Below are 23931 nucleotides of genomic sequence, written 5' to 3'. Positions count from 1 at the left end.
GATGTGGGGTTGGGTCGCGTTGGATTGGAGCGGCGTCGGCTGCAGAGCTCTGTTTGAAAACTTGTCTCCGGCTTGTATGGTGACCTGACCCTTTCAGGATTCCTTCCAGGCGCACGTTTGTCCTTCGCTTATTTTGCCCTCATCGTTTGCCTTGTTTCTGCATCCGCTCTCGACATTGCCGGCGCCAAATTCGGCGTACAGCTCGGGATGACGGCTACGGCCCTGGGGCTATTGGCAGCAGTCTTCAGCGCACGAAAGGCCGACTACGAGCACTATTTGCGTGCCACGGTCTGGGGCCGCTGGGTCCTGATCGGCATTCCCCTTTGCGTCGCAACCCAGCTGGCGCCGCTGTGGCTGAGTTGGGCGCATCCGATCTGGGTGAGCAGCCACGATGCTCTCGGTGGCCTGTCGCTTGGGCCAGTGACGGCGGATCTCGGCCTCACCCTGAATGCGCTGTTTCAAGCCCTCGCAGCGATCTCGTTGCTCAGCGTGACAATCGTCGTGGTCCGTGATCGCAGCCGTGCCGAACTGGTGCTATTTGTGCTGAGCGGGGTAACAGCGGTGTCGGCTCTGACCCTGGATTTGCGTCCACTGTCGCCCGCCCTTGCAACCGCCGTTCCTTCCGACCTGGCGACAACGATGGCCGGTCTTGGCGTCATGCTTAATCTGGCCGTCATGCAGCTGGCCGCCGAGCGGGCCGAAACGCGCCACTCGCTCGTTCAGTCGGTGACCATCGGCCTTTGCGGCCTCGTGGGCGCTCTAACCAGCGCAGTTGCGGTTTTTGGCTTGTCCGGGACGAACAGCGCGATCGCCGCGGCCTTTGGCCTCGTGTTGATCTTGCTGATCCTTGTCATTCGAAGGATCGACCTATCGCCGTTGGCCGCAGGCGCGCTGTCCTTAGCCGCGCTGGTCGGAGCGATGATTGTCCTGAGCTTCCTGTTCGAAAAGAATGCGGGGCCGATTCTTTTGCGGCTTGTCCCGGATGTGGGGGCCGAAACCAGAGCCGCGCTGGAGCGCATGTTGGCCGACACCAGGTGGTTCGGTGCGGGCGCAGGCACCTTTTCTGCCGTCGGCAGGATCTACCAAAGCGATGCCGGCGCGGCTTTGATGGCACCCTCGACGGCTTTAGCCATCTTCGCGGATACCGGATGGGTCGGTTTTTCCGCCGCGCTGCTGGCGGGCATGATGACTTTGGGACGCTTATTTTTGGGGGCTTTGCAGCGCGGCCGCGACTCGTTCTTCCCTGCGGCGGCCGCGGCCTGCCTTGTCTTCGCGTTGGTTGAGAGCTTCGCTGGTTCGGGACTGCTGCATCCGGCAGCAATCCTTTGTTTGTCAACGATCGTGGGACTCGGATTGTCCCAAAGCGTCACCCAGTCCTCACGCGGCACGGCTCATTAGTCGCTCATCGTTAGACGTCGCGATCAGCCAGTGACGCCCAGTAGGTCGGGTTCTTGGGCATTTGGATGCGGACCCACCGGTAGGACTTCTTCGACCACGGCAGGATGTGCCCGGTGAGATTATCCAGCACGAGATCGCCGGAGAACGTGCGCACCACGACCACGAGATGATGCTCACCCCAGGTCGTCACGACCTCGCTGAGCAACACCGATCGCGCCGGGAAGCCCTTGGCGATCAGATCGTGGCGTTTTGTCACGGCATAGTCGTTGCAGTCGCCGCTGGCGGGATGCAGCAGCCACTTCTCGCCACGCAGCCCTTCCAAGTTGGGCTCGGGCCGGATCGCGCTGTTGACCCGCCGATTGACCTCCTGAAGCTGGGCCATGCGCTCGGCCGTGAGCTTGAGACGTCCGCCCCTGAACACGATTTGCTGCGGCCGCGGCTTACACTCGCCCACGTACTTCAGGCAAAAGATCGTGAATGCCATCGGCGCCAAGGTCGGCTGGTCGAACTTGATGTACTGGATGGCGCCGCGCAACGCCGACGGCGCACCAACGAAGGCGGCCTCGGCCTTGTGTTGAGCCGCCCCAGCCAATACAGCGGCGGCAATCGCCAGGAACTTTAAAGTCTTGCGCATGTCGCGCTCCCCATTCTTGTTGGGGAAACGCTACGCGAGACGTCTTGAAATCCGGCTCAAAAGCCGAGCAAGCCTTTAATCAAAACCGCCGCGCCTTCGTCAGAAACAATTAAGAATACCGACGCGTAACTTGTTCTGCTATGAGCGATCATGCCCTCTATTCATGATGCCAGACCCGATTCGACCAGCTGATGGGCCTTTCCAAACGCTTTCGTAACAACGTCAAGCCTCGGCTCCCCGACGGCGTGAGGATCTATGCCATCGGTGATGTGCATGGACGCGCCGACCTGCTTCAGTCGCTCTTAACCGTCATCGACGCCGACCTTGCCCGCTCCGCCCCCAAACGAGCAATTCAGGTCTTTCTAGGCGACTATGTCGACCGGGGCCCGGACTCGCGCGCTGTGATTGATCTCCTGATCGAGCGATCGAAGTCCCATGAGACAGTGTGCCTCAAAGGCAATCACGAGGTGTTCCTGCTTGAGGTCCTCAAGGACCCGGCACGGCTGGAGGAATGGCGCCGCTACGGAGGCCTGCTAACCCTCGTTTCCTACGGCATCAACCCGACGATGAATCCGACGCCGGAGCAGCAGATTGAATTGATCGAAGGATTAAGGCGCGCGCTCCCGCCGGAGCATCTTTCGTTTCTTCAGCAGCTCCGCCCGTCCTTCGCGTGTGGCGACTTCTTCTTTGTTCACGCCGGCGTCAAGCCGGGCGTAGCCCTGGAACGTCAGAAGGAGGAGGACCTGCTCTGGATCCGCGAGGAATTCCTCGAGTCAGAGAGACGCTTCGGCAAATATGTCGTCCACGGCCATACCCCGGTCAGCGTCCCGGATATCCGCTCGAACCGGATCAATATCGACACCGGCGCTTACGCGACCGGCAACTTGACCTTGCTCACGATCCAGGGCGATAGTCTGCTCGCAATTTAGGACTTTTGCAGAGTTGCTGGCCGACTCCCGCGCCCTTCCACGCGGACATCGAAATTCACCATGAGCCGCATGATCTTGCTTCGCATCATTGGCGCCTGCATCGCAGTGATGTTGCTGCTTTATGCAGGATTGGGGTTTTACGGCGATCTCACGCGGTCGAACTTTAGGGCGAGCGATTTGTTCTCGGGCGAGTTTCCGCCCGAGAAGGTCAACGTAGCTGCTTCGGGCGTTCTGGCGCCCCTTTCATTCGACGGCGACTTGCTGGCGAATTATGCGGCCGCCAAAGCCGCAGACTTTCTTCACCATCCCGCAGCCGATGCCAACAACAGGGCCACCGAGAACAAGGCGGCCCAAGACGTCGTTGTTGCGGCCCTGAAAGTATCGCCCATCCGGCCTGCGCTTTGGCTCACGCTCGGCACGCTGAAGGCGCAGGCGGGTGAGCTGGCGACGCCTGCAGTGAAAATGTCTTACCTGGCCGGCGCGGTGCCGATCGCCGTCGCATTCGCACGGCTCCAAACCGTCACATCGAACGCGGCAGCAGCCGACGAAGAGATCAAGCTGCTGGCGCAATCGGACGTCCGCGCGGCGCTTGCCAACCGCTCTCGCTACGAGCAGCTCCTGATCGCTGCCTACCTGCAGGCCACGCCGCAAGGCAAGTCGCTGCTCCTGGAGACTACCCAGGGGACCGATCCGAAGTTCAATCAGATTTTGCGGCGGTACTGACGTTCGAGCGCGACTTAGCCTGCTGGCTTGCCGTCAATATCAACGCGTCGCTTTTGGCGCGATCGGCACGAAATCCTGCTCGCGGCGCGGTTGATCCGGTCGCCCGTGGTAGACGAACATGCCCTTCTTGGTCGAGACGATGTCGCCGCGCTGCAGGCTGTCATCGTTGAGGAGACGTTCGGTCGCGACAAGATCCGGATCCTCCGGGACCGGTTTATAGAGCTCGGGATGATCCCGCCGCTCGCGCGAGAGCTCTTTGGATCTTCGCCGTGCATCTTCGATACGCTGACGCCACTCGTCACGGCTGACTTCCGGCTCGCTTGGTGGGAGATAGTCGTTGACCGAGGGCTCCGGCTCGGTCTGGGCAAAACACGAGGGCGGATTGGCGAGACCGAAGCCGATCGCACCGGCAACGGTCAGGACCGCTCCCGACAACGGCCCAAGCCGCCTTGCATGAGCTAGTGAGGTGTGGGGTCGCGCGGTTCGCACGCTGTAACTCCAGGGCAGAGCAACAAGAACGAGCAAGGGCCGGAAACTTCTCGTCTACTCCATTCAATGTATACGTTTGCCGATTGCACGAAAGCCAAATCGCGGGCAAGCTTTGTGCTTTAGCGCGCGAGGGTATTGACCAGTGGTCCGCAACATTACTTTCCTGGTTCTGGCGATCTTTTTGGGGACTCACTTTGCAGCGGCAGGCCAGATCGAATACCCGCAAGTGATCCATACGCAATACGAAGCTGTCGATCAGAAGGCCGGCGGTCACTTCGTGCTGTGGTCAGAGCGGGAAAAGATCTTCTATGGCCTCGACCAGAAGCTTTTCCCGGGAGCTCGGTTTGTCGACATCACCCAGGTAACCCCAAGCGTGGGTTCGATCACGCTGACCTATGTCGAGGTGCGGACCGTCAGCAGCACGACCTCGGATTATTTGTACCTGGCAGGAAATGTCCGCTTTCGCGTCAGTGGAATGGCGCTCAAATCCAGCAACTTCCCCAGCGGCGGCGGAATGACACCCAACGCACAGTAGCCAGACTAGCGCCTGCTCGACCCGCTGCCCCGCGTTCTGTTGCCATAATAGGGACGTGCGCGCCCTCCGCTGGCCAGAGGTGGCTGAATCTGGCTCGGAATATTCCGCGTAGCCGTGCTCGGCGAGGGCTGCGAGGGATTGACGATGATGACATTTCGGTTGGGCGTCGACGGATCATTGACACCCTGGGCCAAAGCGCTTGGGAGCCAGATGCTTGGGCCCAACGTACTTGCTGTTACAAAAAGCGCGACCGCGGTCAGGACTAATCGTTTCATGAGATGTCTCCCGAGCAAGAACATCGGGAGGCGATCACCGTTCCTTCACGCTTGCTTGGGCGTCATTGCCGAGGCACGGCGATCAGCTTGCCATCTCTCCAGACCCCCTGAGCCGCCATCCCGCTCGGCAGCTTGCCCGGCGCCAGGTTCCGGATGGCAGTGGGTCGGGAGGGGCTCTGGGCCGTTTGGGTTTTCTTCGTAGGGGTGGTCACGATGCTGGTGCTCGTCAAATTGGCTTTGTCCTTGGTCCCTTGTGCAAAAGAAGGTTGCACCAGGAGAGCCACAAACGTGAGTGCTATGAAACCGTCGCGCATGATCAAAATACCGGAAAGAGGAGCTCGTCGAACTGTCACAGCTTTCTGCCCAAAAGCAAGCCCCCGAAGCTGTCGACAAGGGCTCTTGCATGATTGGCGATCGGAGCGGCTTTCGTAGCAATGGGACTAGCGAAACAGCCTGTTCCGGGTTACTTGATCGGTCTTGATGACCGACCCTAGCGACACCGCCGCCGGCGCGCCAAATACGCACGCGATCAAGGCCGGGTTTGTGCGCCTCCTGTCCGGGCGGATTCGCGATATATCCGGCGACCCACGGCAGGTCCGCGAAATCGTATACGAGCTTGCCCGGATCAAGCTTCTGGAACAATGCACCCATGGCGACGCACGGGAGTCCCGCGAGCTCCAGCAAGTGCTCGAACGCGCCATTCGGGACGTTGAGCTATCATTTGAACGCAGCGAGCGCGACGCGCTGTCCAAAGCGCCGGACTCGGCTCTAGACGTCGCTTCGCATCCCTCGCCACCCGATCCCCCGGCTCCTCAGGTCGTTCCCCATCTGGCGCCCGTTCCGCCTTCGCCGCCCGTCCCGACGGCGGCGGAAACCAGGCGCGGTTCTGTCGCGCGGCCCAGACCGCTCGACCCATCTCGGCGAAGCCGCATCCTCAACTCCCTCATCCGATTAGCCGCCATCCTGGTCATCATTGCCGGCGCCAGCGCGGCGGTTACTTATTGGCCGCGGTTGAGGACGCAATCCCTCGCATTGTGGCAGTCCGCGACGTTGTCCAAGCGCACCTCGACAAGCCCCGAGCCTCAGCCCACCATGGCTGTGACTCCATCGGGCGGTGAGAGTGTCGAACGGACACCGGATCAACCGAAGGAGCCGACGCCGGCTGCGCAACCCTCGATGCCGTTGCCAACAGCGTTTGGCGTCTACGCCTTGAGCGAGGGCCAGCTCCAGGAGCTCAAGCCGGTCCCCGGAAAGATTCCAGACCGTCGTGTCGCGATCTCAGCGGCAATCACCACGCCCAGCGCGACGACCCTGACAAGCGGAGATGTCAGCTTCATTGTGTTCAGGCCCGACGGTGGCGTCGATGCAACCGGGACCGAGGTTCGGGTGGTCGCAAAAGTCTCCCGAGCGATGGGCGTCGATGCAACCGGCAAAGCGGCCATGGTCACTGCCGGCGACACCTGGGTCATCCGCAGCATGTCGTACCCTTACAAAGTAGGTCCGGTCGAGGATCAGCCGAGAATGCTATCGCTGCAGCCAGAGCAGGACGGCTTTACGCTTTCGCCGGGTCGCTACGTCGTGGTCGTCAAAGGTATGGGCTATGACTTCACGGTCGCCGGGACGCCGACTGATCCCAACCAATGCGTCGAACGCATCAATGCAACGAACGGCGCGTTCTACTCACCTTGCCCGCCACGACGCTAAGGTGGCGCGACGCGGTTCGTTTATTTTTTGGCCTTCGCGTCTTTAGGCGCATCTGCCGGCGCATCATCGACCTTGCCGTTGTTCGCGACGCATTTGCTCAAATATTCGCGCCGCTCCTTGACAGTCCCCGCGCTGCCCGCAGCGGGATTGCCGATTTGCTTGGGCGGAAAGGCCTTGGCCAAAGCTGCGTCGCATGCACGCGCGACTTCTACCGTGACGGCCGAAGCCGTGACTGGTGCGCCAATGGCCAAAACAAATGCCAATCCCATCGACCTTTGCAAATTTCTGGAGATCACGTGGCTCGCTCCTTCAATCCGTCCGAGAACAGGACGGGACCATATCAAAACCGGCAGAAGAGCCAACGGCAAAGCGGCGCCCGAATTGTCCCGTGGCAAAGCTGTTCAGCGAGAGATTATGCTTCTCGGACCGAGATATCCATCGTGTCTGGACCTGCTGCTTTTCACCAGACGGCAGATGCCGAGCCAAAGCCTCGATCCTAGCTATTGAGCTGCGGCGGCTTCAGGTTCGGAAAGCGCGTGAGCATCGCGGTCCTGATAAATCTCAAGTGAGTGATGGTGTTTGCCAATTCCTTGAGCCGCCGCTGGCCGTTGGAGATGTCGGCGGCAAAGAGATCTTGATGATGGCTGTCGATCGGCTCCCGTTCGAGATATTCATCGGTGCCGTTTCCGAAGGTGACGGATGCACGCGCAAGTGCGTCATCAACGCGTCGTCCGAGGCCGACCTGCTCCCTCTCTGCATCGCGCAATGCCGCATCGATCGCGACCATGACGGCATCGATTCGAACGCGGTCCGTCTCCGCATCGCGCTCGACGGTACGGGCCTTGAAGCCCTTGTCCTCACGGCGGGAGCTGAGAAAGTTGTGTGCGCGCGCTCTCAGGAACAGCTGAAACATTTGGGCCATCCCACGTTCGAGATTTGGACCGCTAACATCGGTCAGACATAGTTAACAAAGCTTGAACCTTGTGGCCGCTCCGCCTGGCTTTGTACGATCCACGCCCGCCAGGCTCCTTCGTGTTTGGAATAGAGCTCACGCCATCGAGCTTCGTCCGCCGCGGCGGCTCCGTCGCTCAGACCGATTTCGGCCGCGATTTCAACCGTCTCTCCCGATGTCACATCCAGCGCTTCGAACTCGGCCGTTTCCGGAAGCGACAGCCCTATCAGCACCCATTTCCCTTGCGCATCAACGAAATACCTTCGGGGCGCGTTGTGCCTTGGATCAGTCATTCGAATGAGCCTCGTCCATGATCCAGGGACCTGGACAATCTTTCAGATGTCGATCATAGGCGCGAACGAAAACGATCAAAATAAGGATGCAAATTGTCGCGCCCAGCAATGCAATCAGATACGTCATTTACGCCTACCCTAACGCGGGCCCCTGAAAAATCGGGGCGGCTAAACATTCGTCGTGAATCAATGTGTTCTAGGTGACGTTGGCTAAGCTCTCAAGAGTTGCGACAAGTTAACCTAACCGCACATGGTTATTTCGATCACGCCGCGCACATCGTCCGGCAAACAGGCCACGCGCGAGAGTCCACCATCACGACGGCGACCGACTTCGTCCCGCTCCTGTTGCCGCGGGAGTATAGGGCGCGTAGAGACGATATCTTGCCGATCGCTTGCGCGAGCGCCACGCCCTCGCACCATAGCCGCAAGCAAAACCGCCGGCGAAGATCGAACCCAAAACCACAATTGCCAACATTTGAACGTCCCATTTTTCCGGCGCGTTCCTCCCATTGCATTTCATCTTGTCGTTGTGACGACTTCAAGATCGGCGCCGCTGAAAGTTTTGTCAGGCGATGATGAAGTTTGTGCAAGAGCTGATCGAAGTTTGGTCGTCGCCCGACGGCCGGGGACCCGGAAAGACCAAAACGTCTCACTGTTGAAGTTAAATCCGGCCGGATGTTAATCCGAGTTCACGCCGACGGCCCCAGTCGATGCAGCCTTCAGAATCGCCGGTCGATAAGTTCGGCTTCGAACCACTCAAAACGCGGCGACGGCCGCTGCTGATCAGCATTGAAATCTCCGTGATAATACGGAGCCACGAAGTCCGGATTAGACGCGTTAAGGTTGAGCGGTTAGCTTAATCCGCGTTGTTTGTTGCGAAGTCTCACCGATCGCTTATCCCATCGTCTCACCGGGCTCCCCCAAGCTCGGCCCCACCCAAGCAAAGCCGTCGAGCGACATGGGTCCGCTTGGCGGCTTTGTCTTTGTCTCGACGAGAGGATGATTTCGGTTATGGCGCGCAAGCCCTGGTCGTTCAAGGAAGACCGCCGGCTGATGGAGTTGGCCAAGTCTTCGGCTTCATTGGAGGAGGCGGCGAAACAGCTCGGACGATCGCCCGATGCGATCAAGCGCATGGCCTTGCGCCTTGGTCTTTCGTTGAAAACGAAGGCGAGGAAAAAGGCCTAGGCGTGCGGCGGTGTTTCGCCAACGACGTCATGGATGACCGCGGGCGCGCGATCTCCGATTCTGACGAAGAACGAATGCGACGTGTTGCTGATCGGACTGGAGCCAGGACTCAAGCCAAGGTGAGACCACCGTCCGCTCGAAAGCCTCGAATCCAGCTGCATGAAATAAATGCGCTCTAACCCTGTTCGCCAGGGAACCGAACCAGCGCGCTCGCGTTGACCTCAACTGCATCGCGAGGTCTGGCCGTGGCACATCTTGCCATTTCCGTCGTTCTGGTCTGGTTAGCTATCAATATCGCCTTCGTGGTTTTGCGCTTGCGAGCCACCCGGCCACAGCATGGTGGCAGCACCCGGCAGACTTCCATCGCGCCCTACAATCCCGCACCCGCTTCCCTCCGCCATCGAATGGGCCGCCAGAACTTGGGAGCGGAAGGTTAAGAGGCATTTTTCGATAGGGCCCCCGGTCCGGGGCAGACGGGTTTCTCGCCTGCCCACCCCCCAAAGGCCGGTTCCACATGCCTCGTCCCGCCATTAAACCCTATCTTAGCGCGTCCTGACTAGGATGGGCCGACGCTTCCCTCTGTTCCGCCGGGCCGAATGAGATTGCAGCGACCGACTTTCGCATTTGCGGCGCTCGTGCTCGCGAGCATGGCCGCGTTCGGCGTGGCCGGCCATTTTGCGGCGACTTCGTTCATTCGATACCAGCAGACCCATCAGCTCGACGAATTGACGGAAGTCGTTCTGCGTCGCGCCGAATTTGCGGTCGATTTTGCCGGCGCGAGCCTGGGCGAACTCGCGCGGCGCGATCTTGCCGATTGCGGGCCCGCGACGCTGCAGGCGATCCGGCTCCACGTCTACCAGCGTTCCGCAATCAAGGATGTGCGCCTCGTCAACCCTGATGGCTCGGTGATCTGTTCGGCCTATTCCGAAACGCTCGAATTCGACAAGGGATGGATCGACCGCCGCGATATGCTTCCCTCGCACGACAAGAGCCTCTCGCTCTTCCGTGTTGAGCAATTCGGCGGGGATGCTCTGGGCGTACTCAAAGACGTCAACGGCAATGCCGCACTGGTCGCCATTCTTGGCGTCAACGCCAGCCTGTTCGACATCATGCCCGCCGAGTTGCGCGCCCATAGCGAAGTGATCCTCGCCTTGAGCAACGGCGAGAAACTTGGCGAATTCCTGCTCGATCCCGACAAAGCCTTGCAGGCCCCGATCGATCTCGACAAAAATTCCGCTCGATTCCCTCTCCATGCGACCATCCGCCTCGAACGCGGCATCCTCTCGACGTGGAACAGCGAGGCCTACTGGCCGGCGTTGGCCGTAGCGTTTGCAATCGGCGCGCTTTTCGGCGGGCTTTTGGCGCGGAGCCGCCGCATGGAAGGGCCCGTCGCCGATCTCGATCGCGGGCTGGCCGCGAACGAATTCAAGCCGTACTACCAGCCAATCTTCGAGCTCAAGACCGGTCGGATCCGGGGCTGCGAGGTATTGGCTCGGTGGCTACTCAAAGACGGATCGGTCGTGCCTCCGATGAACTTCATCCCGCTCGCGGAATCCAGCGGCCGCATCGAGGTCATGACCTGGCAGATCCTGCGATCGGCGCTATCGGATCTGCAACCGTTGCTGAAAGCGAACAAGGATTTTAAGCTCTCCCTCAACGTCGTGCCAAAGCATCTCTTGAGTGCAGGCTTCATTGAAACGCTCCGCCGCACAGTCATGGCGGCGCACGTCTCCGCGCGCCAGATCGTCATCGAGGTGACCGAGCGCGACGAGCTCGACGATCTCGCACGCGCCGCAGCTGTCGTCAGCGAACTCAGGGACTACGGGTTTCGCGTCGCCATTGATGATGTCGGCGTCGGTCATAGCGGGCTATCTCGGCTCAAGGGCCTGGGCGCCAATACAATCAAGATCGACAAATTTTTCGTCGACACGATCACCGTGGACGCATCGACTGCCACGATCGTAGAGATGCTGGTCGCACTTGCGAAGGACCTCCAAATGACGGTGGTCGCGGAAGGCATCGAGACGGAAGAGCAGGTCCAGGCGCTTATTTCATCCGGCGTAGAGGAGGGGCAGGGCTATCTGGTCTCCGCCCCACTGCCCTTCCCGCGATTCAGCGAGTTGGTCGAGTCACGCTGCTTGCCGCAGAGCGCTAAATTGCCGACCGACGCGGTGTTGGTGGCCTGACTGGATTGAGCCGTTAACCCGAGACGGCAAGACGCTCCGCACCGGGCGCCCTGCTCAATCAGCCTTAACGATACTCTCATCTTTCAACGCGGCCCGGCTCCCATCCAGCTATGGTCGTCCAATGCGCCGCAACCACCTTATCGCAGCCGCTGGAATCTGCTTCGCGCTCATCGTCTATGCCACGCTTGCGAGACTGGCGGGGAGACCCGTACTTATCGGTCATCACGAGGCTTATTGGGTCGTCGTGATCGAACGCTTCAGCGCCTACGGGTTGCTGGGATTTCTCTTGTCCTTCCTGTTGCCCGGTCGGCTCACCTTCGCCTGCTCGCTTGTCGTGGCCGTCGCGATGGGGCTCGAAATCCTGCAAGCAATGACGCCCGATCGTGATCCGGGTTTCCTGGACGTGCTGCAAAAAGCAGCAGGCGGGACCGTCGGGGTCCTCCTCGCTCAAACAATCCTGGCCTTCTTACCGAGGCCTCCCTCCTGAGCAGATGCATGGCCTGCACGTCTGCATTGGGAAGCTGCCGTCGCTATTTCGTCATTTGTCCGCGTAGTTCACCGCCCGGGTTCGCGGCCGTATGAATGTTCGCGTACCATTTCCCGGCCAGCAGATCCGCAGCCTGAGCTTCGGTGAGCGTTGCGCTCCCCTGAATCGGACTTTGCACCGTCTTGAACGGCAGCACGATGCCGGCGTTCTTGCCGGGCTCCACGGGGCCATGGAAATGTGCCCCCATGACTGCCCCGGTCAAGCCGGAAAAGCTGACCGTATAGGTGAGGGTCTTCGCCTCGGTATCGTAGGTCGCCTCGGCCTTGCCTGTTCCGGGCGAGTTGTTCGGAGGCACTTCATTGCTGCCTTTTAAATCGGCCTGCAACTTCACAAGCTCTGCGTTTGCCGTTGCGGCTGTCATGATGATCAGCCCGCCCAGCATCGCCGCTCCCAACAGTGTCGCGTAGCCTCGATCGCTGTCGTTCCTCATGGCATCCTCCTGCAGGCTCTGCGGCCCGCTGCGGTTAACCCGGCCTGCAATGGAAATTCCGGATGGAGATTTATGCCTGATTCGGAACAATTATCGCGAGAATCTCGGCTCCTCGCGCCCGGAGCGTGATCGATGCGTGCGCGGGCTAAGCCGACCGGCGCCGGCCCTGGAACTGGTTCGGCGACAGGAGTTCTGCCATCTGCCGATGGGTGGCCTGGAGCGCCTCGATGGCGCCGTCCAGATCAAAACCGGCGTCCCGGACAGATGCGAAAAATTTAGCCGTCAGCGCCAGATCGAGCTTAACGCGGGTTGCGCCATCGCGGCTTTTGCGGCGGTCAAGTGACAAATGGATGGCCCGCACTCTGGCCTCGGCAGGCGTGCAGCCACTAAGCCCGGCGAGTTCGTCATAAGTCATCCAGATCTGTGCCATGTTTCCGTCACTCCTTTACTCGGCATCAGCTTATTTTTCGTGCTTAAAGCTTCGGTTGCCGCGATGCGCGCGCCCACCGTTTCGCAGCGATAGAGTCAATGCGAGCTAAACGAAGAAGGACGATCGTGCCGAGCCCCCGGTGGGTTGCATACAGCGAAGATCGATCTATGCTCACCGGATCGATCAACTGTCGAACTGAGGCAATCACATTGGGACAGATCACTTCGGAAGCCCTCTCCTTGAGTGATGTCCTGTCCCATGGCGCCACTCGACATGTCCCCGCCTTCGGCAAGCGTTTCGAATGGTTGACGCTTGCGGTGCTCGTGCTGTGTGCCGATTTGGTGCTGGCCACGGGCGCATCGATGATCGTTGATTTCACCTCGAGGTAAGCTGACATGACCGACCGACCGACTGTCCTCATTACGGGAGGCGCGGGCTATATCGGCTCGCATGCCTGCCGCGCCCTGACCGCGGCCGGCTATCAGCCCGTCGTTTATGACAATCTGTCGACAGGTCATCGCGGCTTCGTCGCCGGCCCGCTGGTAACGGGCGATCTGCTCGACGGCGCCACGCTGGCGCGCGCCTTCGCCGAGCACAAAATCACGGCGGTCATGCATTTCGCGGCGGCGAGCCTCGTCGGCGAGTCCATGACCGACCCGCAAAAGTACTACGTCAACAATGTGCAGGGCACGCTGTCGCTATTGCAGGCGATGCGCAATGCGGGTTGCCATCGTATCGTGTTCTCCTCGACCGGCGCCGTCTACGGCAATGCCGATTCCAAGGAACTGCCGGAAGACTTCCCCTGCGCGCCGATCAACCCCTATGGCGCATCGAAGTGGATGATCGAGCGCATGCTCGCCGATTACCGCGCCGCTTACGGCTTCGGCGCGTTCTGCCTGCGCTATTTCAATGCCAGCGGCGCCGATCCTGCCGGCGGCATCGGCGAATTGCGTGACAATGAAACCCATCTCATTCCGCGCGCCATGATGGCGTTACAGGGCCATGTCGATTTTGCCGTGTTCGGTGAGGACTACGACACGCCCGATGGCACCGCGATCCGCGACTACATCCATGTCACCGATCTCGCCGCAGCGCATGTCGCGGCGCTGAAGCTGCTGGAACAAGGGCATGCCGGCGGGAGCTTCAATCTGGGCACCGGCTCCGGCTTTTCGGTGCGGGAAATTCTGACTGCCATCAGGCAGGAGACCGGGCGCGAGGTGCCCCACACCGTCAAACCGCGCCGCGCCGGCGATCCCACCTATCTGGTCGCCGATCCCTCCGCAGCGCGAAAAGTGCTGAATTTCGTGCCGCGACATTCGGATCTGCCGACCGTGATCCGCACCGCCTGGGCCTGGCACCAGAGGGCTCATCCGCTTAAGCAGCCCTGACGACATCGTCGAAGTCGATCAGGCGGGATGAGACGTGGCCTTATGGTCTATTCCGTTCTGAGCCGAGCGATCCCGGCGCAAACGGATGGCGCGATCGCGAGCGGCCGTCGAGCCCCTTGGGCAGCTTGTCTGCGTTGAGCTTCACGACCGCACCTCTGGCCTCAACGGCGGGCACCTCGTCCTGGCTGTAGATCAGCGTCGCCTCGAAGGTCACATCGGGCGCCTGCTCGGCCGTTCCGGAACAAGTCGCCATCGCGCCGCTGCACACGCCCGAGAGCTTGACCTCGACTTCGTCGAGCCCGAACACGGTCGGCGGCCCCTCGGCATGTCGCCGCGTGGTCAGAACCGCCGTGAAGCGCTGCTCGTCGATTCGGTAAGAGCCGCCATACGTGAAGAAGCTGTCGCTGCCGGAGATTCGTCCCTCCGCCAGATGCACGACGCCCGTGCCCTGACCGCGCGGGGTCCTGAACCAGGCCGCATATTTGCCGTCTCTCAGCATGAAAACATCCACCGTAAAACTCAAACGTATTTGCAACCAACTCTGGGGCGCGACAATGACCCGCGCGGGGAGCATTCCGCCACGGTTAACGCCCTGCAAAGCGAGCCAGTCAAATTGCTGCCGACGCGCAGCGACGCGGGCGGGCGCACGCTCCCCCGTGCAGCGGGCAAGAAAGATGGAGCTCGTTGCATACCGCGCTAAAAACGATCGGCGTGCCGACCTCGTTTGGCAGCACGCATATAACCGCTATCAACTCCAGCCAGCTCGTGACAGCTAGCCTTCCTGTCGCGCTGGGAGGAAGTGGTCGAGATCGCCGACGGTCAGCAGGCGACGCCGTATCAGAAGACCGAGGCCACGCTCGCGCCCATTATTGATATAGAGAGTGCAGCGGAGGGCTACCCGGTCGAGGCCGTCCCAGCCGAATGAAATTATCCATCCGGTCGCCGGTTTGAACCTCTTCCTGATAGAGTGCACCAATAGCTGAGAGTGATTCCGGTCACACTTACCTGGGCGTTTCGCTGCTAAGCATCGGGCCTGGACGGGGACCGGGCAAGTATCGGTCGAATTGGATGAGAATTCCCATGAAAAGCCTGATCGGCGCTGTTGTCGGCGCGTGCTGTCTTGCTGCCCCCGCTTTGGCGGAGACCCCGGCCGCCATCGTCGAGGAGGTGCAAGGCAAGGTCGACGGTGTCGCGTTCATGGATTATGTGGCGCCGGGCAAGATCATCAAGCTGGGGCCCAAGGCAACCATTACGCTCAGCTATCTCAAATCGTGCCAGCGCGAGACCATCAGCGAAGGCGTCGTCATGGTCGGCACCGAGCAGAGCACCGTGCAACTCGGCGAGGTCAAGCGTGAAAAGGTGCCCTGCGATACCAACGCGGCAAAACTATCGGAGCGCGAGGCGAACCAGAGTGCCGCGACGACCTTCCGCACCATGCGGTCGGACGCCAAGGGCAACGCTCCGGCCAAGCTGCCGACGCTCTACGGCGTCGCGCCGTTGGTGCAGGCCAAGAGCGGCAGCACCCTGGTGATCGAACGTACCGATGGCAAGGAGCCCACGATCAGCGTTCCCCTCAAGAGCGAGACGATGGTCGGAGGCAAGTTCTATGACTTCGCCAAGGCCGGGAAGTCGCTGACGCCGGGCGGCAGCTATCTCGCCATCCTCGGCACCAAGCGTTACGCCTTCCAGGTCGATCCCAGCGCCACGTCGTCGCCAACGCCGATCGTCGGGCGCCTGCTGCGGCTCGAATAGGCAGCTAGCGGCGGGGCGATGCGGCGGATCGGCAGACGGGACATCGTTGCAGCGATCCTGATTGCGCTTCTTGCAGGCGCCGTCGTGACGTCTCCACCGTTCCAGACGCTGCAGGGCCTGTCGCTCGATATCCTCACGGCACTGCGCAGCAAGTTCGTCGGCGACCAACGCGATCCCGCGACATCCCCGGTCGTCGTCGTGGCCATCGACGGCGAGACCTACGACACTCCGCCGTTCAAGGGATCGCCAACGCAGACCTGGACGCGCGAGATCGGCCGGGTTCTCGGCAGCATCGACGACGGCGGCGCCCGGGCGATCGGCTTCGACGTCATCTTCCCGAGCTCGATCGAGCAGTCTGAGATTCCCTTCGGCGACGCGTCGCTGGGCACGCGACTCAAGGGATTCGATCGGGACTATCTCATCGCCCTGCGGAAGCTTTCCGACAGCGGCAAGCTGGTGCTCGGCGAGATCCTGAGCAACGACCATCAGGAAAGGCCCGACCGCGCGCAGCAATTGGTGGTGAGAAACAATATCCGCGCCCTCAACGTCCATACCGACACCGACGACGTGATCCGGCGGATGCCGCTGAGCTTCTCGATCGACGGCAAGCCGGTCCCCGCGATGGCGGTCGAGCTCGCCGCGCGCGCGCTCGCTGTAAAGCCCGAGATTGCACCGTCCGGAGCGACCGAATTGTCCGGTTATGCAATTCCGAGTGCGGTACCGAATACACTGGCGCTCAATTTTCGAGGACTGGGCCGCGACATTCCGACTTTCTCCTTCGCCGATCTGCGAGCCTGCGTCGAAAAAGGCGACCGCGATTTCTTCCGTCGCGCCTTCGGCGGCAAAGTCGTGCTGCTCGGCACCGCCCTGAATTTCGATGATCGCAAGCTCACCTCGATGCGACTGTCCGGCGGATATGACGGAACGCCGGGTCCACGATGCGCCCAGCCTGCCCCGGCGAGCACCGTACAAAAGGCCCGCAGCGACATCGCCGGTGTCTTCGTTCATGCCAACGCGGTGCGAAATCTGATCGAACGCGATGCGGTGACCGAGCTCGGCTTTCCACTGCGGAGCATTCTCACCATCGTGTTCGCAGCGATCGTGGCCTGCGCGGCCTGCGTGCTCGCACCGGGTGCCGCACTGATCGCCTGGTTTGGCCTCACCGCCGTATACGCCGCTGTGGCCGTCGGTGCATTCGTCCATGCCTTGGCGCTGCCGCTGACCGAGCCGGCACTCGCAAGCCTTGCCGCACTCGCGATGATGATCGGCTACCGTTTCGTGCTGGCCGATCGTGACGAGCGTTTCCTGCGCAAGAGCTTTGCGTTCTATCTCGCCCCCGAAGTGATCGAGACGATGGTGGCCTCCGGCAAGATGCCGGCGCTCGGCGGCGAAATGCGCAACGTCACGATGTTCTTCTCCGACCTGAGCGGCTTCTCCTCCATCGCCGAGACGATGACGCCGGGCGAACTGGTGACGCTGATGAACGAATATCTGTCGGCCATGACCGACATCATCGAGAGCCATGGCGGCTATGTCGACAAATATATCGGCGATTCCATCGTCGCCATGTTCGGTGCGCCCGCCGACGATCCCGCGCATGCGCGCCACGCCGTCCATGCCGCGCTGAAATGTCACGCAAAGCTGGCGGAGCTTAATGCCGCCAGCGCCGCTTTCGCCGGCCGCGGCCTGTCGCACCGCATCGGGCTCAACAGCGGCGAGGCCGTGGTCGGCAATATCGGCTCCCGCCGCCGCTTCAACTACACCGTGATGAGCGACACCGTGAACGTCGCCTCGCGGCTCGAAGGCGCCAACAAATATTATGGCACCACCATCATGGCCTCAGAAACGACTGTCGCGCAGACAGGCAATACTTTCACCTGGCGCGAGCTCGACGCCATCAAAGTGATAGGACGCGGCGAGGCGATCAAAGTGTTCGAGCCCCTCGCGGAGAAGGGCACGGAGAGTGCCGGGCAGGCGAAGATTGCCGCCGCGTATGCGGAAGGGCTGGCGTGCTGGCGGGCAAGGGAGTTTGCGAAGGCGGCTGATGCGTTCGGGCGAACGGCGGAAATGGATCCGGCGTCAGCGCTTTTTGACAAGCGCGCGACTGCGCTCGCTACAAATCCACCGGGGTCGGATTGGACTCCGGTGAACATCCTAGAAGGAAAGTAGCGCAGCGTCGCACCGCTTTCGGGTTCACTCCACGCTAGAACGGCAACCCCACATAATTCTCCGCCAGCAGACGCTGCGCCGTCTCGGACGACAGCAGATACTCCAGCTCCGTCTGCTGAAGCCTGTTTTCATACTCGGAACGGTCGGGGAAGCGATGCAGCAGCATCGTCATCCACCACGAGAAGCGTTGCGCCTTCCAGATCCGCGCCAGTGCGTTGGCGGAATAGCCCTGAAGCCCGGAATCATCGTCGTTCTGATAGTGCGCGAGCATGGCGTGGTAGAGATAATAGATGTCGGAGGCAGCGCTGTTCAGCCCGCGCGCGCCCGTCGGCGGCACGATGTGGGCGGCATCGCCGGCGAGAAACAGGCGGCCGTAGCTCATCGGCTCGGCGACGAAGCTGCGCAACGGCGCGATGCTCTTTTCGATGGACGGTCCCGTGATCAGGCGGCCGCCGACCTCGTCCGGCAGACGACGCTTCAGCTCGGCCCAGAACGCATCGTCGCTCCAGTCCTCCACCTTGTCGGTGAGCGGCACCTGGACGTAGTAGCGGCTCAGCACTTGCGACCGCAAGGAACACAACGCGAAGCCGCGCTCATGCTTCACATAGATCAGCTCCGGCGACACCGGTTTCGTACGCGACAGCACGCCGAGCCAGCCGAACGGATAGATCTTCTCGTATTCCCGCAGCACGTCCTTCGGGATCGACTTGCGACTGACGCCGTGAAAGCCGTCGGCGCCGACGATATAATCGCAATCGACTCGGACGGTCTCGCCATTCGAACGATAGGTCACGTAAGGCCGGTCGGAGGTCAGGTCATGCGGCGTCACGTCCTCGGCATTGTGCACGACGTTGCCGCCGAGGCGGTCGCGCGCCTCGTAGAGGTCGCGCGTCAGCTCGGTCTGGCCGTAGACCAGCACCGAATTGCCGTCGGAATGCTTGTGGAGGTCGATCTGGGAGAGCACCCCATCATGGGCGATCTCGAATCCCTTGTGGATCTCACCCTCGCGGTCCATCCGCTCGCCGCACTGAGCCTCGCGCATCAGCCTGGCGAAGCCGTGTTCGAGCACGCCGGCACGGATCCGGGCAAGCACGTGGTCGCGGCTGGATTTTTCCAGCACGACCGTGTCGATACCCTTGAGGTGCAGGAGCTGGGACAACAGCAGCCCGGACGGCCCGCCGCCGATGATACAGACCTGAACTTTCATTTTTGCGTCCTCCTCGGCACTTTCTTGCAGATTCAGCGCCGCTGACCGATGGAGGCTTTCGTCTTTGTCTTGTACTATTCGAACATGAGACGCGCAGCCCCCGCCCCGGCGATCCGGGTCTACAATTTGTTCGGCGAGTCCGGCGATCTGCCCGATGTCGTGCATTGCGAGACGATTGCCTCGCGCTCGGTGCTGCACGACTGGACGCTGGCCGTGCACCGCCATGCCCGGCTGCACCAGGTGCTGCTGATCGAGCGCGGCGGCGGCGAAGCCACGCTCGACGGGCGCGTGGTGCAGCTGAAGCCGATGCAGATCGTCAACGTGCCTGTCGGCCACGTCCATGGCTTCCGTTTCGTGCCTGATACCCAGGGCTGGGTGCTGACCATCGCCGCGGAAATATTGGACGAAGCGCTGCTCGCCTCTGAAGGCCTGCGAAGTGCCTTGTCGCGCTCGGCCGTGATACGCGGCACGCCGCAGATCCGGACCACCATGAAGCAGATCTTTGCCGAACACGCCGCGCGCGATTTCGGCCGAGCGCATGTGCTGCGTGCACTGTCGGCGGCGATGATCGGGCTGGTGGCCCGCGCGCTCACTGGCGAGAGCGGTGGCAACGGCACGGCTGAAAGCGGACTATTCCGCCGCTTTGAGGCGCTGCTGGAACAGCATCATCTGGAACGCTGGAGCGTCGCGGACTATGCGGGCGCGCTGTCGATCACGCCGACCCATCTCAACCGGGTGACGCGGACGGCAACCGGCGACACCGCCTCGCACCTGATCCTCAACCGGCTGATCCGCGAGGCGCGGCGCAACCTCGTCTATACCAATTTGCCGGTCTCGACGATCGCCTATGCGCTTGGCTTCGAGGACCCCGCCTATTTCAGCCGGGTCTATGCCGCCGCCACGGGCGTGTCGCCGCGCGCCTTTCGCGCGCAGCTCCACGGCGAGGAAGGCTGACACATCGGCCGATCGATCAGGCGCGCCTGTGGTCGAAGGCCACGCTGGGAACCGCAATGGCCTTTGTTGCCAGCGCTGCCACTTAACCTTCGTATATGGGGCCCTATCCTTTGGATAGGCGCCCTTTACCTCAGTACAATTGAGTAGGGAATGCGCGCGCCTTAGCCTGGCTGCATTCGGCGCCCTGGCGCCGGTGGGCATTGTATCCTCCCTAACCTGGGCGCAAGACGGCCGCCCCTGTCCGGTCGTCTGCGCTGCTTTTTCGGCAAGCCATCGGTGGCTTCAATGTTTTTCCGGCCGACACACCGCCCCCGGCGGTTGGACCGGCCACCTTTCGCGTACAACTGGAGATTTGTGCATAATGTCTTCGATTGAGAAGATCGCACTCTTTATCGATGGCTCCAATCTCCATGCCACCTCCAAGGCGCTCGGCTTCGACATCGACTACAGGCGACTGCTCGGCGAATTCCAAAGCCGAGGTGCGCTGTTGCGGGCCTTCTACTACACGACCGTCGTCGAGGATCAGGAGTATTCGTCAATCCGTCCGTTGATCGATTGGCTCGACTATAACGGATACACCGTCGTCACGAAACTCACGAAGGAATTCGTCGACGCCATCACCGGCCGCCGCAAGGTGAAGGGCAGCATGGATGTCGACCTCGCCGTAAATGCGATGGAACTCGCCGAGCACGTCGATCAGATCGTGTTGTTCTCGGGCGATGGGAATTTTCGTTCGCTGGTGGAAGCCCTGCAACGCCTCGGTGTCCGCGTGACGGTCGTCTCCACACTCTCCACTCAGCCAGCCATGGTCGCCGACGAGCTGCGCCGACAGGCGGACATATTCATCGATTTGGCAGAACTGCAACCAAAAGTGGGGCGCGATCCGGCCAATCGGCCGGGATCGCGCGAGATGCGTCAGTCACCGCAATTCCGCGCGCGCGTAGCGATCGATCGCGGCGACCAGGTGGAGTGAACCTTCGGGCGGCGGCTCTCACACGTCGAAGAACACCGTCTCTTCCGGCCCCTGCAAATTGATCGTGAAGGCATACACGATCTTGCCGCCACGCTCGCTGCGCTTTGCGATCAGCGTCGAACGTCGCATCGGCTGTTCGATCAGGCTGAGCACGGGGTCGGCGGCGTTGGCGGCCTCTTCGTCCGAAAAATAGAGGCGCGTGTTGAGACCGATGTTGATACCGCGCGCGACGGTCCAGACATTGATGTGCGGCGCGCCTTTGCGGCCGGTCTTGTCGATGATCGCGCCCGGCTTGATGGTCTCGAAGGTGACGAGACCGCTCTCGAAGTCGGAGCCGGCGCGACCCCAGCCGCGAAATTCCTCGTCAAGCGGGCCGGTCGACCGATCGGCCGGATGGTTGTAGCGGCCGGCCGCGTTCGCCTGCCAGATCTCCAGCAGCACGTCACGCAGCGGCGTGCCGCTGCCGTCGATCACCTTGCCCTCCAGCGTGATGCGTTCGCCTTGCGTGTTCGGCGTCACCAGCACATTGGAGAAGTTCTTCTCGAAAATGTCGAATCCGGCCATGGCCGGGATCAACCCGATATGCACGTAGGGCCCGGCCGTCTGCGAGGCGGTTTCCTTGAGGTAGTTGAGCGGCTGCGGCATGGACCTAGTTCCCTGCGGTGCGATTTTCAAAGTAAGTGGAGCGCCGGCCGCGCAAGACGATGTCGAAGCGGTAGGCGAGCGAGTCGAACGGGGTCGATGCATTGAGGTCGAGCGGCGCGACCAGGCGCTCCAGCGCATCCTTGTCCGGGATCGTCGTCAGGATCGGGCAGGCCGGGATCAGGGGATCGCCCTCAAAGTACATCTGGGTGATCAGACGCTGTGCGAAGCCCGAGCCGAACACCGAGAAGTGGATGTGAGCGGGACGCCAGCTGTTGACGTAGTTGCGCCACGGATAGGGCCCCGGCTTCACCGTGCGGAAATAATAATAGCCGGTGTCGTCGGTCAGCGCGCGACCGCAACCGCCGAAATTCGGATCGATCGGCGCCAGATACGTGTCCTTCTTGTGCCGGTAGCGGCCGCCGGCATTGGCCTGCCAGAACTCGACCAGCGTGTCCGGCACGCCGCGGCCCGTCTCGTCCAGCACGCGGCCGTGGACGATGATGCGCTCGCCGACGGGATCGCCGTCCTTGGCGTAGTTGCGGATCAAATCATTGTCGAGCGGGCCGAGGTCGTTGTGACCGAATACCGGCCCCGTGATCTCCGAGACCGAGGTCTCAAGCGACAGCAGCGCCTGGCGCGGCGAGCGCAGCACCGAGGATTTGTAGCCTGGCGCGTGCGCCGGCGGATGCATGGAACGGTCGCGCTGGAAGAAGCCACCGTCACCGAGCGGAGGCGTGAACGGCTCGGGGCGGTTGAGGCGGGGATCCCGCAAGGCTGGCGCCTGGGCATGCATCGGCGTTGTCTCTCCCTCTGGCGCCCGTTGGGGCGCACGATTTATCGGGAGATGATGGCGCGAGCTATTCTCAAGATAAATAGATCGATTATAATGAATTCCATGAAAAAAATCGATCATTTGGCGCTCGATGGCCACGCGCTGGAGCTGTTCCTGGCGGTGCTGGAAGAGGGCTCGGTGACGGCGGCCGCAACGCGGCTCGGCCTGACGCAATCCGCGGTCAGCCACGCCCTCAACAAGCTGCGGCGGATCGTCGGCGATCCGCTGTTTGCCAAATCCGGCCGCGGCATTGTGGCCACGGCGCACGCCCAGGCGCTCGCGGCAAAGGCGCGAGCACTGATCGACGAGATGCGGAGCTTTGCCGGCGGCGTCACGTTCGAGCCGGCGAGCGCGCAGCTTTCGCTGACAATCGCCGCGAACGACTTCCAGCGCGACCTGCTGCTGCCGCGGTTCTTCGATCATGTCGCCGCGCAAGTGAGGAGCCTGAACCTGCGCGTGATCCCCTCGCAGTCGCCGTCGCCAGCGATGCTTCGGGAAAACCGCTGCGACCTGCTGATCACGCCGCTGCCGCCGTCCGGCATCGACATCGTGCAGAAGCGCCTGCTGCAAGACCATTACGTTTGTTACTACGACCCCAAAGCGCGTGCCGCGCCGGCTACGCGCGGCGCCTATCTCGCGGCGCGTCACATCACGGTGGTCTACACTGACAATGAGCGCCTCGACTTCGATCGTCGGCTTGCAGCCAACGGCTTCCACCGCGACATCGCGATCTCCGTGCCGAGCTTCTCCGGCGTGCCGTCCTTCCTGCGTGGCTCGCAAATGCTGGCGAGCATGCCGAGCCTGCTGGCGCCCGGCGTGATGCACGGCTTCGCGCAGGTGCGGATACCGCTGGCCTCGCGCACGCGAACCCTGGCCGAGCTGCCGATGTTCATGGTCTGGCACCAGCGCTATCAGAAAGATCCGGCCCACCGCTGGCTCAGGAACCAGCTCGAGATCATCGCGGCGACGGCCGCGGGCCGCTGAACGCGCCGGCTGTGACGCATAAGCCACACCCAAGTCCTGTGTGATTCCGCAAGGAAAACGCCGCCTTGCGCGCGAACCAGCAGTTGCACGAAGAAAATACGGGCTGAAATCGTAAAATTGAAGCACAGTGCAACCTACGGGTCGTCCTGGCGAAAGCCAGGGCCATACCGCGTGACCTTTCGATAAGAATCCCCCCGCGGTGACAGACTGGATTGCTTCGCTGCGCTCGCAATGACGGAGCAAGGGCGAGCATCCCCTTCTCCAACTCGCATTTCAAATCGCAGACACGCCTTCGCGTCCTCGCGGCGCAATATTGT

General features: G+C 61.7%; 27 protein-coding genes. 16 read left to right on the top strand and 11 right to left on the bottom strand.

Annotation, left to right across the window (positions count from 1 at the left end):
- Positions 1 to 117: 117 nt before the first annotated feature.
- A complete protein-coding gene (locus ABIB90_RS22455; protein WP_354168135.1) occupies positions 118 to 1398 on the top strand; it encodes a hypothetical protein in 1281 nt (426 codons plus the stop codon).
- A 10-nt stretch (positions 1399 to 1408) separates the two neighbouring features.
- On the opposite strand, the gene ABIB90_RS22450 is transcribed toward ABIB90_RS22455, so the two are convergent.
- On the bottom strand, positions 1409 to 2032 hold the full coding sequence (locus tag ABIB90_RS22450; protein WP_354201389.1) for a transglutaminase-like cysteine peptidase: 624 nt from the start codon (positions 2030 to 2032) through the stop codon (positions 1409 to 1411).
- 191 nt (positions 2033 to 2223) lie between these two features.
- Between ABIB90_RS22450 and ABIB90_RS22445 the strand changes: the two genes are divergently transcribed.
- Complete coding sequence (locus ABIB90_RS22445; RefSeq protein ID WP_354168138.1) at positions 2224 to 2961, top strand: metallophosphoesterase family protein; 738 nt, start codon at positions 2224 to 2226, stop codon at positions 2959 to 2961.
- Between the two features lie 177 nt (positions 2962 to 3138).
- A complete protein-coding gene (locus ABIB90_RS22440) occupies positions 3139 to 3684 on the top strand; it encodes a hypothetical protein (RefSeq protein WP_354168140.1) in 546 nt (181 codons plus the stop codon).
- A 39-nt stretch (positions 3685 to 3723) separates the two neighbouring features.
- On the opposite strand, the gene ABIB90_RS22435 is transcribed toward ABIB90_RS22440, so the two are convergent.
- Positions 3724 to 4119 carry a hypothetical protein gene (locus ABIB90_RS22435; protein ID WP_354168142.1) on the bottom strand — a complete coding sequence of 132 codons (396 nt, stop codon included), beginning with the start codon at positions 4117 to 4119 and terminating at the stop codon, positions 3724 to 3726.
- A 196-nt stretch (positions 4120 to 4315) separates the two neighbouring features.
- Between ABIB90_RS22435 and ABIB90_RS22430 the strand changes: the two genes are divergently transcribed.
- The gene (locus tag ABIB90_RS22430) at positions 4316 to 4708 is read left to right on the top strand and encodes a hypothetical protein (RefSeq protein WP_354168144.1); all 393 of its coding nucleotides are present in this window, start codon (positions 4316 to 4318) and stop codon (positions 4706 to 4708) included.
- 1325 nt (positions 4709 to 6033) lie between these two features.
- Positions 6034 to 6687, top strand: a complete 654-nt coding sequence (locus ABIB90_RS22425) for a hypothetical protein (protein WP_354201388.1) — start codon at positions 6034 to 6036, stop codon at positions 6685 to 6687.
- A gap of 20 nt (positions 6688 to 6707) precedes the next feature.
- Here the strand turns inward: ABIB90_RS22425 and ABIB90_RS22420 are convergent, their stop codons facing one another.
- The 3 genes from ABIB90_RS22420 to ABIB90_RS22410 form a co-directional block, all read right to left on the bottom strand.
- A complete protein-coding gene (locus ABIB90_RS22420; RefSeq protein ID WP_219684228.1) occupies positions 6708 to 6983 on the bottom strand; it encodes a hypothetical protein in 276 nt (91 codons plus the stop codon).
- A gap of 200 nt (positions 6984 to 7183) precedes the next feature.
- Complete coding sequence (locus ABIB90_RS22415; RefSeq protein WP_007595535.1) at positions 7184 to 7600, bottom strand: hypothetical protein; 417 nt, start codon at positions 7598 to 7600, stop codon at positions 7184 to 7186.
- Between the two features lie 41 nt (positions 7601 to 7641).
- Positions 7642 to 7932, bottom strand: coding sequence for a hypothetical protein (locus ABIB90_RS22410; RefSeq protein ID WP_354168149.1), 291 nt, complete (start codon positions 7930 to 7932; stop codon positions 7642 to 7644).
- Positions 7933 to 8943: 1011 nt separating this feature from the next.
- On the opposite strand from ABIB90_RS22410, the gene ABIB90_RS22405 reads away from it, so the two are divergent.
- The 3 genes from ABIB90_RS22405 (at position 8944) to ABIB90_RS22395 (ending at position 11790) form a co-directional block, all read left to right on the top strand.
- The gene (locus tag ABIB90_RS22405) at positions 8944 to 9117 is read left to right on the top strand and encodes a hypothetical protein (RefSeq protein WP_162847250.1); all 174 of its coding nucleotides are present in this window, start codon (positions 8944 to 8946) and stop codon (positions 9115 to 9117) included.
- Between the two features lie 596 nt (positions 9118 to 9713).
- Positions 9714 to 11303 (top strand): EAL domain-containing protein, encoded by a 1590-nt coding sequence (locus ABIB90_RS22400; protein WP_354201387.1) that lies wholly within the window; start codon positions 9714 to 9716, stop codon positions 11301 to 11303.
- A 121-nt stretch (positions 11304 to 11424) separates the two neighbouring features.
- A complete protein-coding gene (locus tag ABIB90_RS22395) occupies positions 11425 to 11790 on the top strand; it encodes a VanZ family protein (protein WP_354201386.1) in 366 nt (121 codons plus the stop codon).
- A 43-nt stretch (positions 11791 to 11833) separates the two neighbouring features.
- Here ABIB90_RS22395 and ABIB90_RS22390 read toward each other — a convergent pair whose 3' ends face one another.
- Both ABIB90_RS22390 and ABIB90_RS22385 read right to left on the bottom strand, forming a co-directional pair.
- On the bottom strand, positions 11834 to 12280 hold the full coding sequence (locus ABIB90_RS22390) for a CHRD domain-containing protein (RefSeq protein ID WP_354168154.1): 447 nt from the start codon (positions 12278 to 12280) through the stop codon (positions 11834 to 11836).
- 145 nt (positions 12281 to 12425) lie between these two features.
- Positions 12426 to 12710, bottom strand: a complete 285-nt coding sequence (locus ABIB90_RS22385; protein ID WP_354168156.1) for a hypothetical protein — start codon at positions 12708 to 12710, stop codon at positions 12426 to 12428.
- A 167-nt stretch (positions 12711 to 12877) separates the two neighbouring features.
- Here ABIB90_RS22385 and ABIB90_RS22380 point away from each other — a divergent pair, with 167 nt between their 5' ends.
- Positions 12878 to 13099 (top strand): hypothetical protein, encoded by a 222-nt coding sequence (locus tag ABIB90_RS22380; protein WP_354168158.1) that lies wholly within the window; start codon positions 12878 to 12880, stop codon positions 13097 to 13099.
- 6 nt (positions 13100 to 13105) lie between these two features.
- On the top strand, positions 13106 to 14098 hold the full coding sequence (gene galE / locus ABIB90_RS22375; protein ID WP_354168160.1) for a UDP-glucose 4-epimerase GalE: 993 nt from the start codon (positions 13106 to 13108) through the stop codon (positions 14096 to 14098).
- A 40-nt stretch (positions 14099 to 14138) separates the two neighbouring features.
- Here galE and ABIB90_RS22370 read toward each other — a convergent pair whose 3' ends face one another.
- Positions 14139 to 14597, bottom strand: a complete 459-nt coding sequence (locus ABIB90_RS22370) for a hypothetical protein (protein WP_007595548.1) — start codon at positions 14595 to 14597, stop codon at positions 14139 to 14141.
- A 300-nt stretch (positions 14598 to 14897) separates the two neighbouring features.
- Here ABIB90_RS22370 and ABIB90_RS22365 point away from each other — a divergent pair, with 300 nt between their 5' ends.
- The 3 genes from ABIB90_RS22365 (at position 14898) to ABIB90_RS22355 (ending at position 18019) form a co-directional block, all read left to right on the top strand.
- Positions 14898 to 15023, top strand: a complete 126-nt coding sequence (locus ABIB90_RS22365; RefSeq protein ID WP_256375805.1) for a hypothetical protein — start codon at positions 14898 to 14900, stop codon at positions 15021 to 15023.
- A 155-nt stretch (positions 15024 to 15178) separates the two neighbouring features.
- On the top strand, positions 15179 to 15850 hold the full coding sequence (locus ABIB90_RS22360) for a hypothetical protein (RefSeq protein ID WP_007595550.1): 672 nt from the start codon (positions 15179 to 15181) through the stop codon (positions 15848 to 15850).
- Between the two features lie 18 nt (positions 15851 to 15868).
- Complete coding sequence (locus ABIB90_RS22355; RefSeq protein ID WP_354201385.1) at positions 15869 to 18019, top strand: CHASE2 domain-containing protein; 2151 nt, start codon at positions 15869 to 15871, stop codon at positions 18017 to 18019.
- 34 nt (positions 18020 to 18053) lie between these two features.
- Here the strand turns inward: ABIB90_RS22355 and pobA are convergent, their stop codons facing one another.
- Entirely contained in the window at positions 18054 to 19226 is a 1173-nt protein-coding gene (gene pobA, locus ABIB90_RS22350; protein WP_007595554.1) for a 4-hydroxybenzoate 3-monooxygenase, read from the bottom strand.
- Between the two features lie 48 nt (positions 19227 to 19274).
- Here pobA and ABIB90_RS22345 point away from each other — a divergent pair, with 48 nt between their 5' ends.
- Positions 19275 to 20180 (top strand): helix-turn-helix domain-containing protein, encoded by a 906-nt coding sequence (locus tag ABIB90_RS22345; RefSeq protein ID WP_354201384.1) that lies wholly within the window; start codon positions 19275 to 19277, stop codon positions 20178 to 20180.
- Between the two features lie 361 nt (positions 20181 to 20541).
- Entirely contained in the window at positions 20542 to 21153 is a 612-nt protein-coding gene (locus ABIB90_RS22340; RefSeq protein WP_007595558.1) for a LabA-like NYN domain-containing protein, read from the top strand.
- 18 nt (positions 21154 to 21171) lie between these two features.
- On the opposite strand, the gene pcaG is transcribed toward ABIB90_RS22340, so the two are convergent.
- On the bottom strand, positions 21172 to 21798 hold the full coding sequence (pcaG, locus tag ABIB90_RS22335; protein ID WP_007595560.1) for a protocatechuate 3,4-dioxygenase subunit alpha: 627 nt from the start codon (positions 21796 to 21798) through the stop codon (positions 21172 to 21174).
- A 4-nt stretch (positions 21799 to 21802) separates the two neighbouring features.
- The gene (gene pcaH / locus ABIB90_RS22330) at positions 21803 to 22591 is read right to left on the bottom strand and encodes a protocatechuate 3,4-dioxygenase subunit beta (protein ID WP_007595562.1); all 789 of its coding nucleotides are present in this window, start codon (positions 22589 to 22591) and stop codon (positions 21803 to 21805) included.
- 93 nt (positions 22592 to 22684) lie between these two features.
- On the opposite strand from pcaH, the gene ABIB90_RS22325 reads away from it, so the two are divergent.
- Positions 22685 to 23614, top strand: a complete 930-nt coding sequence (locus ABIB90_RS22325; protein ID WP_035993424.1) for a LysR family transcriptional regulator — start codon at positions 22685 to 22687, stop codon at positions 23612 to 23614.
- Positions 23615 to 23931 lie beyond the last annotated feature (317 nt).

The organism is Bradyrhizobium sp. JR4.1 (assembly GCF_040548605.1).
In the GTDB taxonomy this organism is placed as follows: Bacteria; Pseudomonadota; Alphaproteobacteria; order Rhizobiales; family Xanthobacteraceae; genus Bradyrhizobium; species Bradyrhizobium canariense.
This window is presented reverse-complemented; position numbering and strand designations above follow the sequence as displayed.

Coding starts and splice junctions, on each gene's coding strand:
- ABIB90_RS22450 (WP_354201389.1), bottom strand. CDS start 2,032: ATGCGCAAGACTTTAAAGTTCCTGGCGATTGCCGCCGCTGTATTGGCT.
- ABIB90_RS22445 (WP_354168138.1), top strand. CDS start 2,224: ATGGGCCTTTCCAAACGCTTTCGTAACAACGTCAAGCCTCGGCTCCCC.
- ABIB90_RS22415 (WP_007595535.1), bottom strand. CDS start 7,600: ATGTTTCAGCTGTTCCTGAGAGCGCGCGCACACAACTTTCTCAGCTCC.
- ABIB90_RS22410 (WP_354168149.1), bottom strand. CDS start 7,932: ATGACTGATCCAAGGCACAACGCGCCCCGAAGGTATTTCGTTGATGCG.
- ABIB90_RS22405 (WP_162847250.1), top strand. CDS start 8,944: ATGGCGCGCAAGCCCTGGTCGTTCAAGGAAGACCGCCGGCTGATGGAG.
- ABIB90_RS22400 (WP_354201387.1), top strand. CDS start 9,714: ATGAGATTGCAGCGACCGACTTTCGCATTTGCGGCGCTCGTGCTCGCG.
- ABIB90_RS22395 (WP_354201386.1), top strand. CDS start 11,425: ATGCGCCGCAACCACCTTATCGCAGCCGCTGGAATCTGCTTCGCGCTC.
- ABIB90_RS22390 (WP_354168154.1), bottom strand. CDS start 12,280: ATGAGGAACGACAGCGATCGAGGCTACGCGACACTGTTGGGAGCGGCG.
- ABIB90_RS22385 (WP_354168156.1), bottom strand. CDS start 12,710: ATGGCACAGATCTGGATGACTTATGACGAACTCGCCGGGCTTAGTGGC.
- ABIB90_RS22380 (WP_354168158.1), top strand. CDS start 12,878: ATGCTCACCGGATCGATCAACTGTCGAACTGAGGCAATCACATTGGGA.
- galE (WP_354168160.1), top strand. CDS start 13,106: ATGACCGACCGACCGACTGTCCTCATTACGGGAGGCGCGGGCTATATC.
- ABIB90_RS22370 (WP_007595548.1), bottom strand. CDS start 14,597: ATGCTGAGAGACGGCAAATATGCGGCCTGGTTCAGGACCCCGCGCGGT.
- ABIB90_RS22360 (WP_007595550.1), top strand. CDS start 15,179: ATGAAAAGCCTGATCGGCGCTGTTGTCGGCGCGTGCTGTCTTGCTGCC.
- ABIB90_RS22355 (WP_354201385.1), top strand. CDS start 15,869: ATGCGGCGGATCGGCAGACGGGACATCGTTGCAGCGATCCTGATTGCG.
- pobA (WP_007595554.1), bottom strand. CDS start 19,226: ATGAAAGTTCAGGTCTGTATCATCGGCGGCGGGCCGTCCGGGCTGCTG.
- ABIB90_RS22345 (WP_354201384.1), top strand. CDS start 19,275: ATGGAGGCTTTCGTCTTTGTCTTGTACTATTCGAACATGAGACGCGCA.
- ABIB90_RS22340 (WP_007595558.1), top strand. CDS start 20,542: ATGTCTTCGATTGAGAAGATCGCACTCTTTATCGATGGCTCCAATCTC.
- pcaG (WP_007595560.1), bottom strand. CDS start 21,798: ATGCCGCAGCCGCTCAACTACCTCAAGGAAACCGCCTCGCAGACGGCC.
- pcaH (WP_007595562.1), bottom strand. CDS start 22,591: ATGCATGCCCAGGCGCCAGCCTTGCGGGATCCCCGCCTCAACCGCCCC.
- ABIB90_RS22325 (WP_035993424.1), top strand. CDS start 22,685: ATGAATTCCATGAAAAAAATCGATCATTTGGCGCTCGATGGCCACGCG.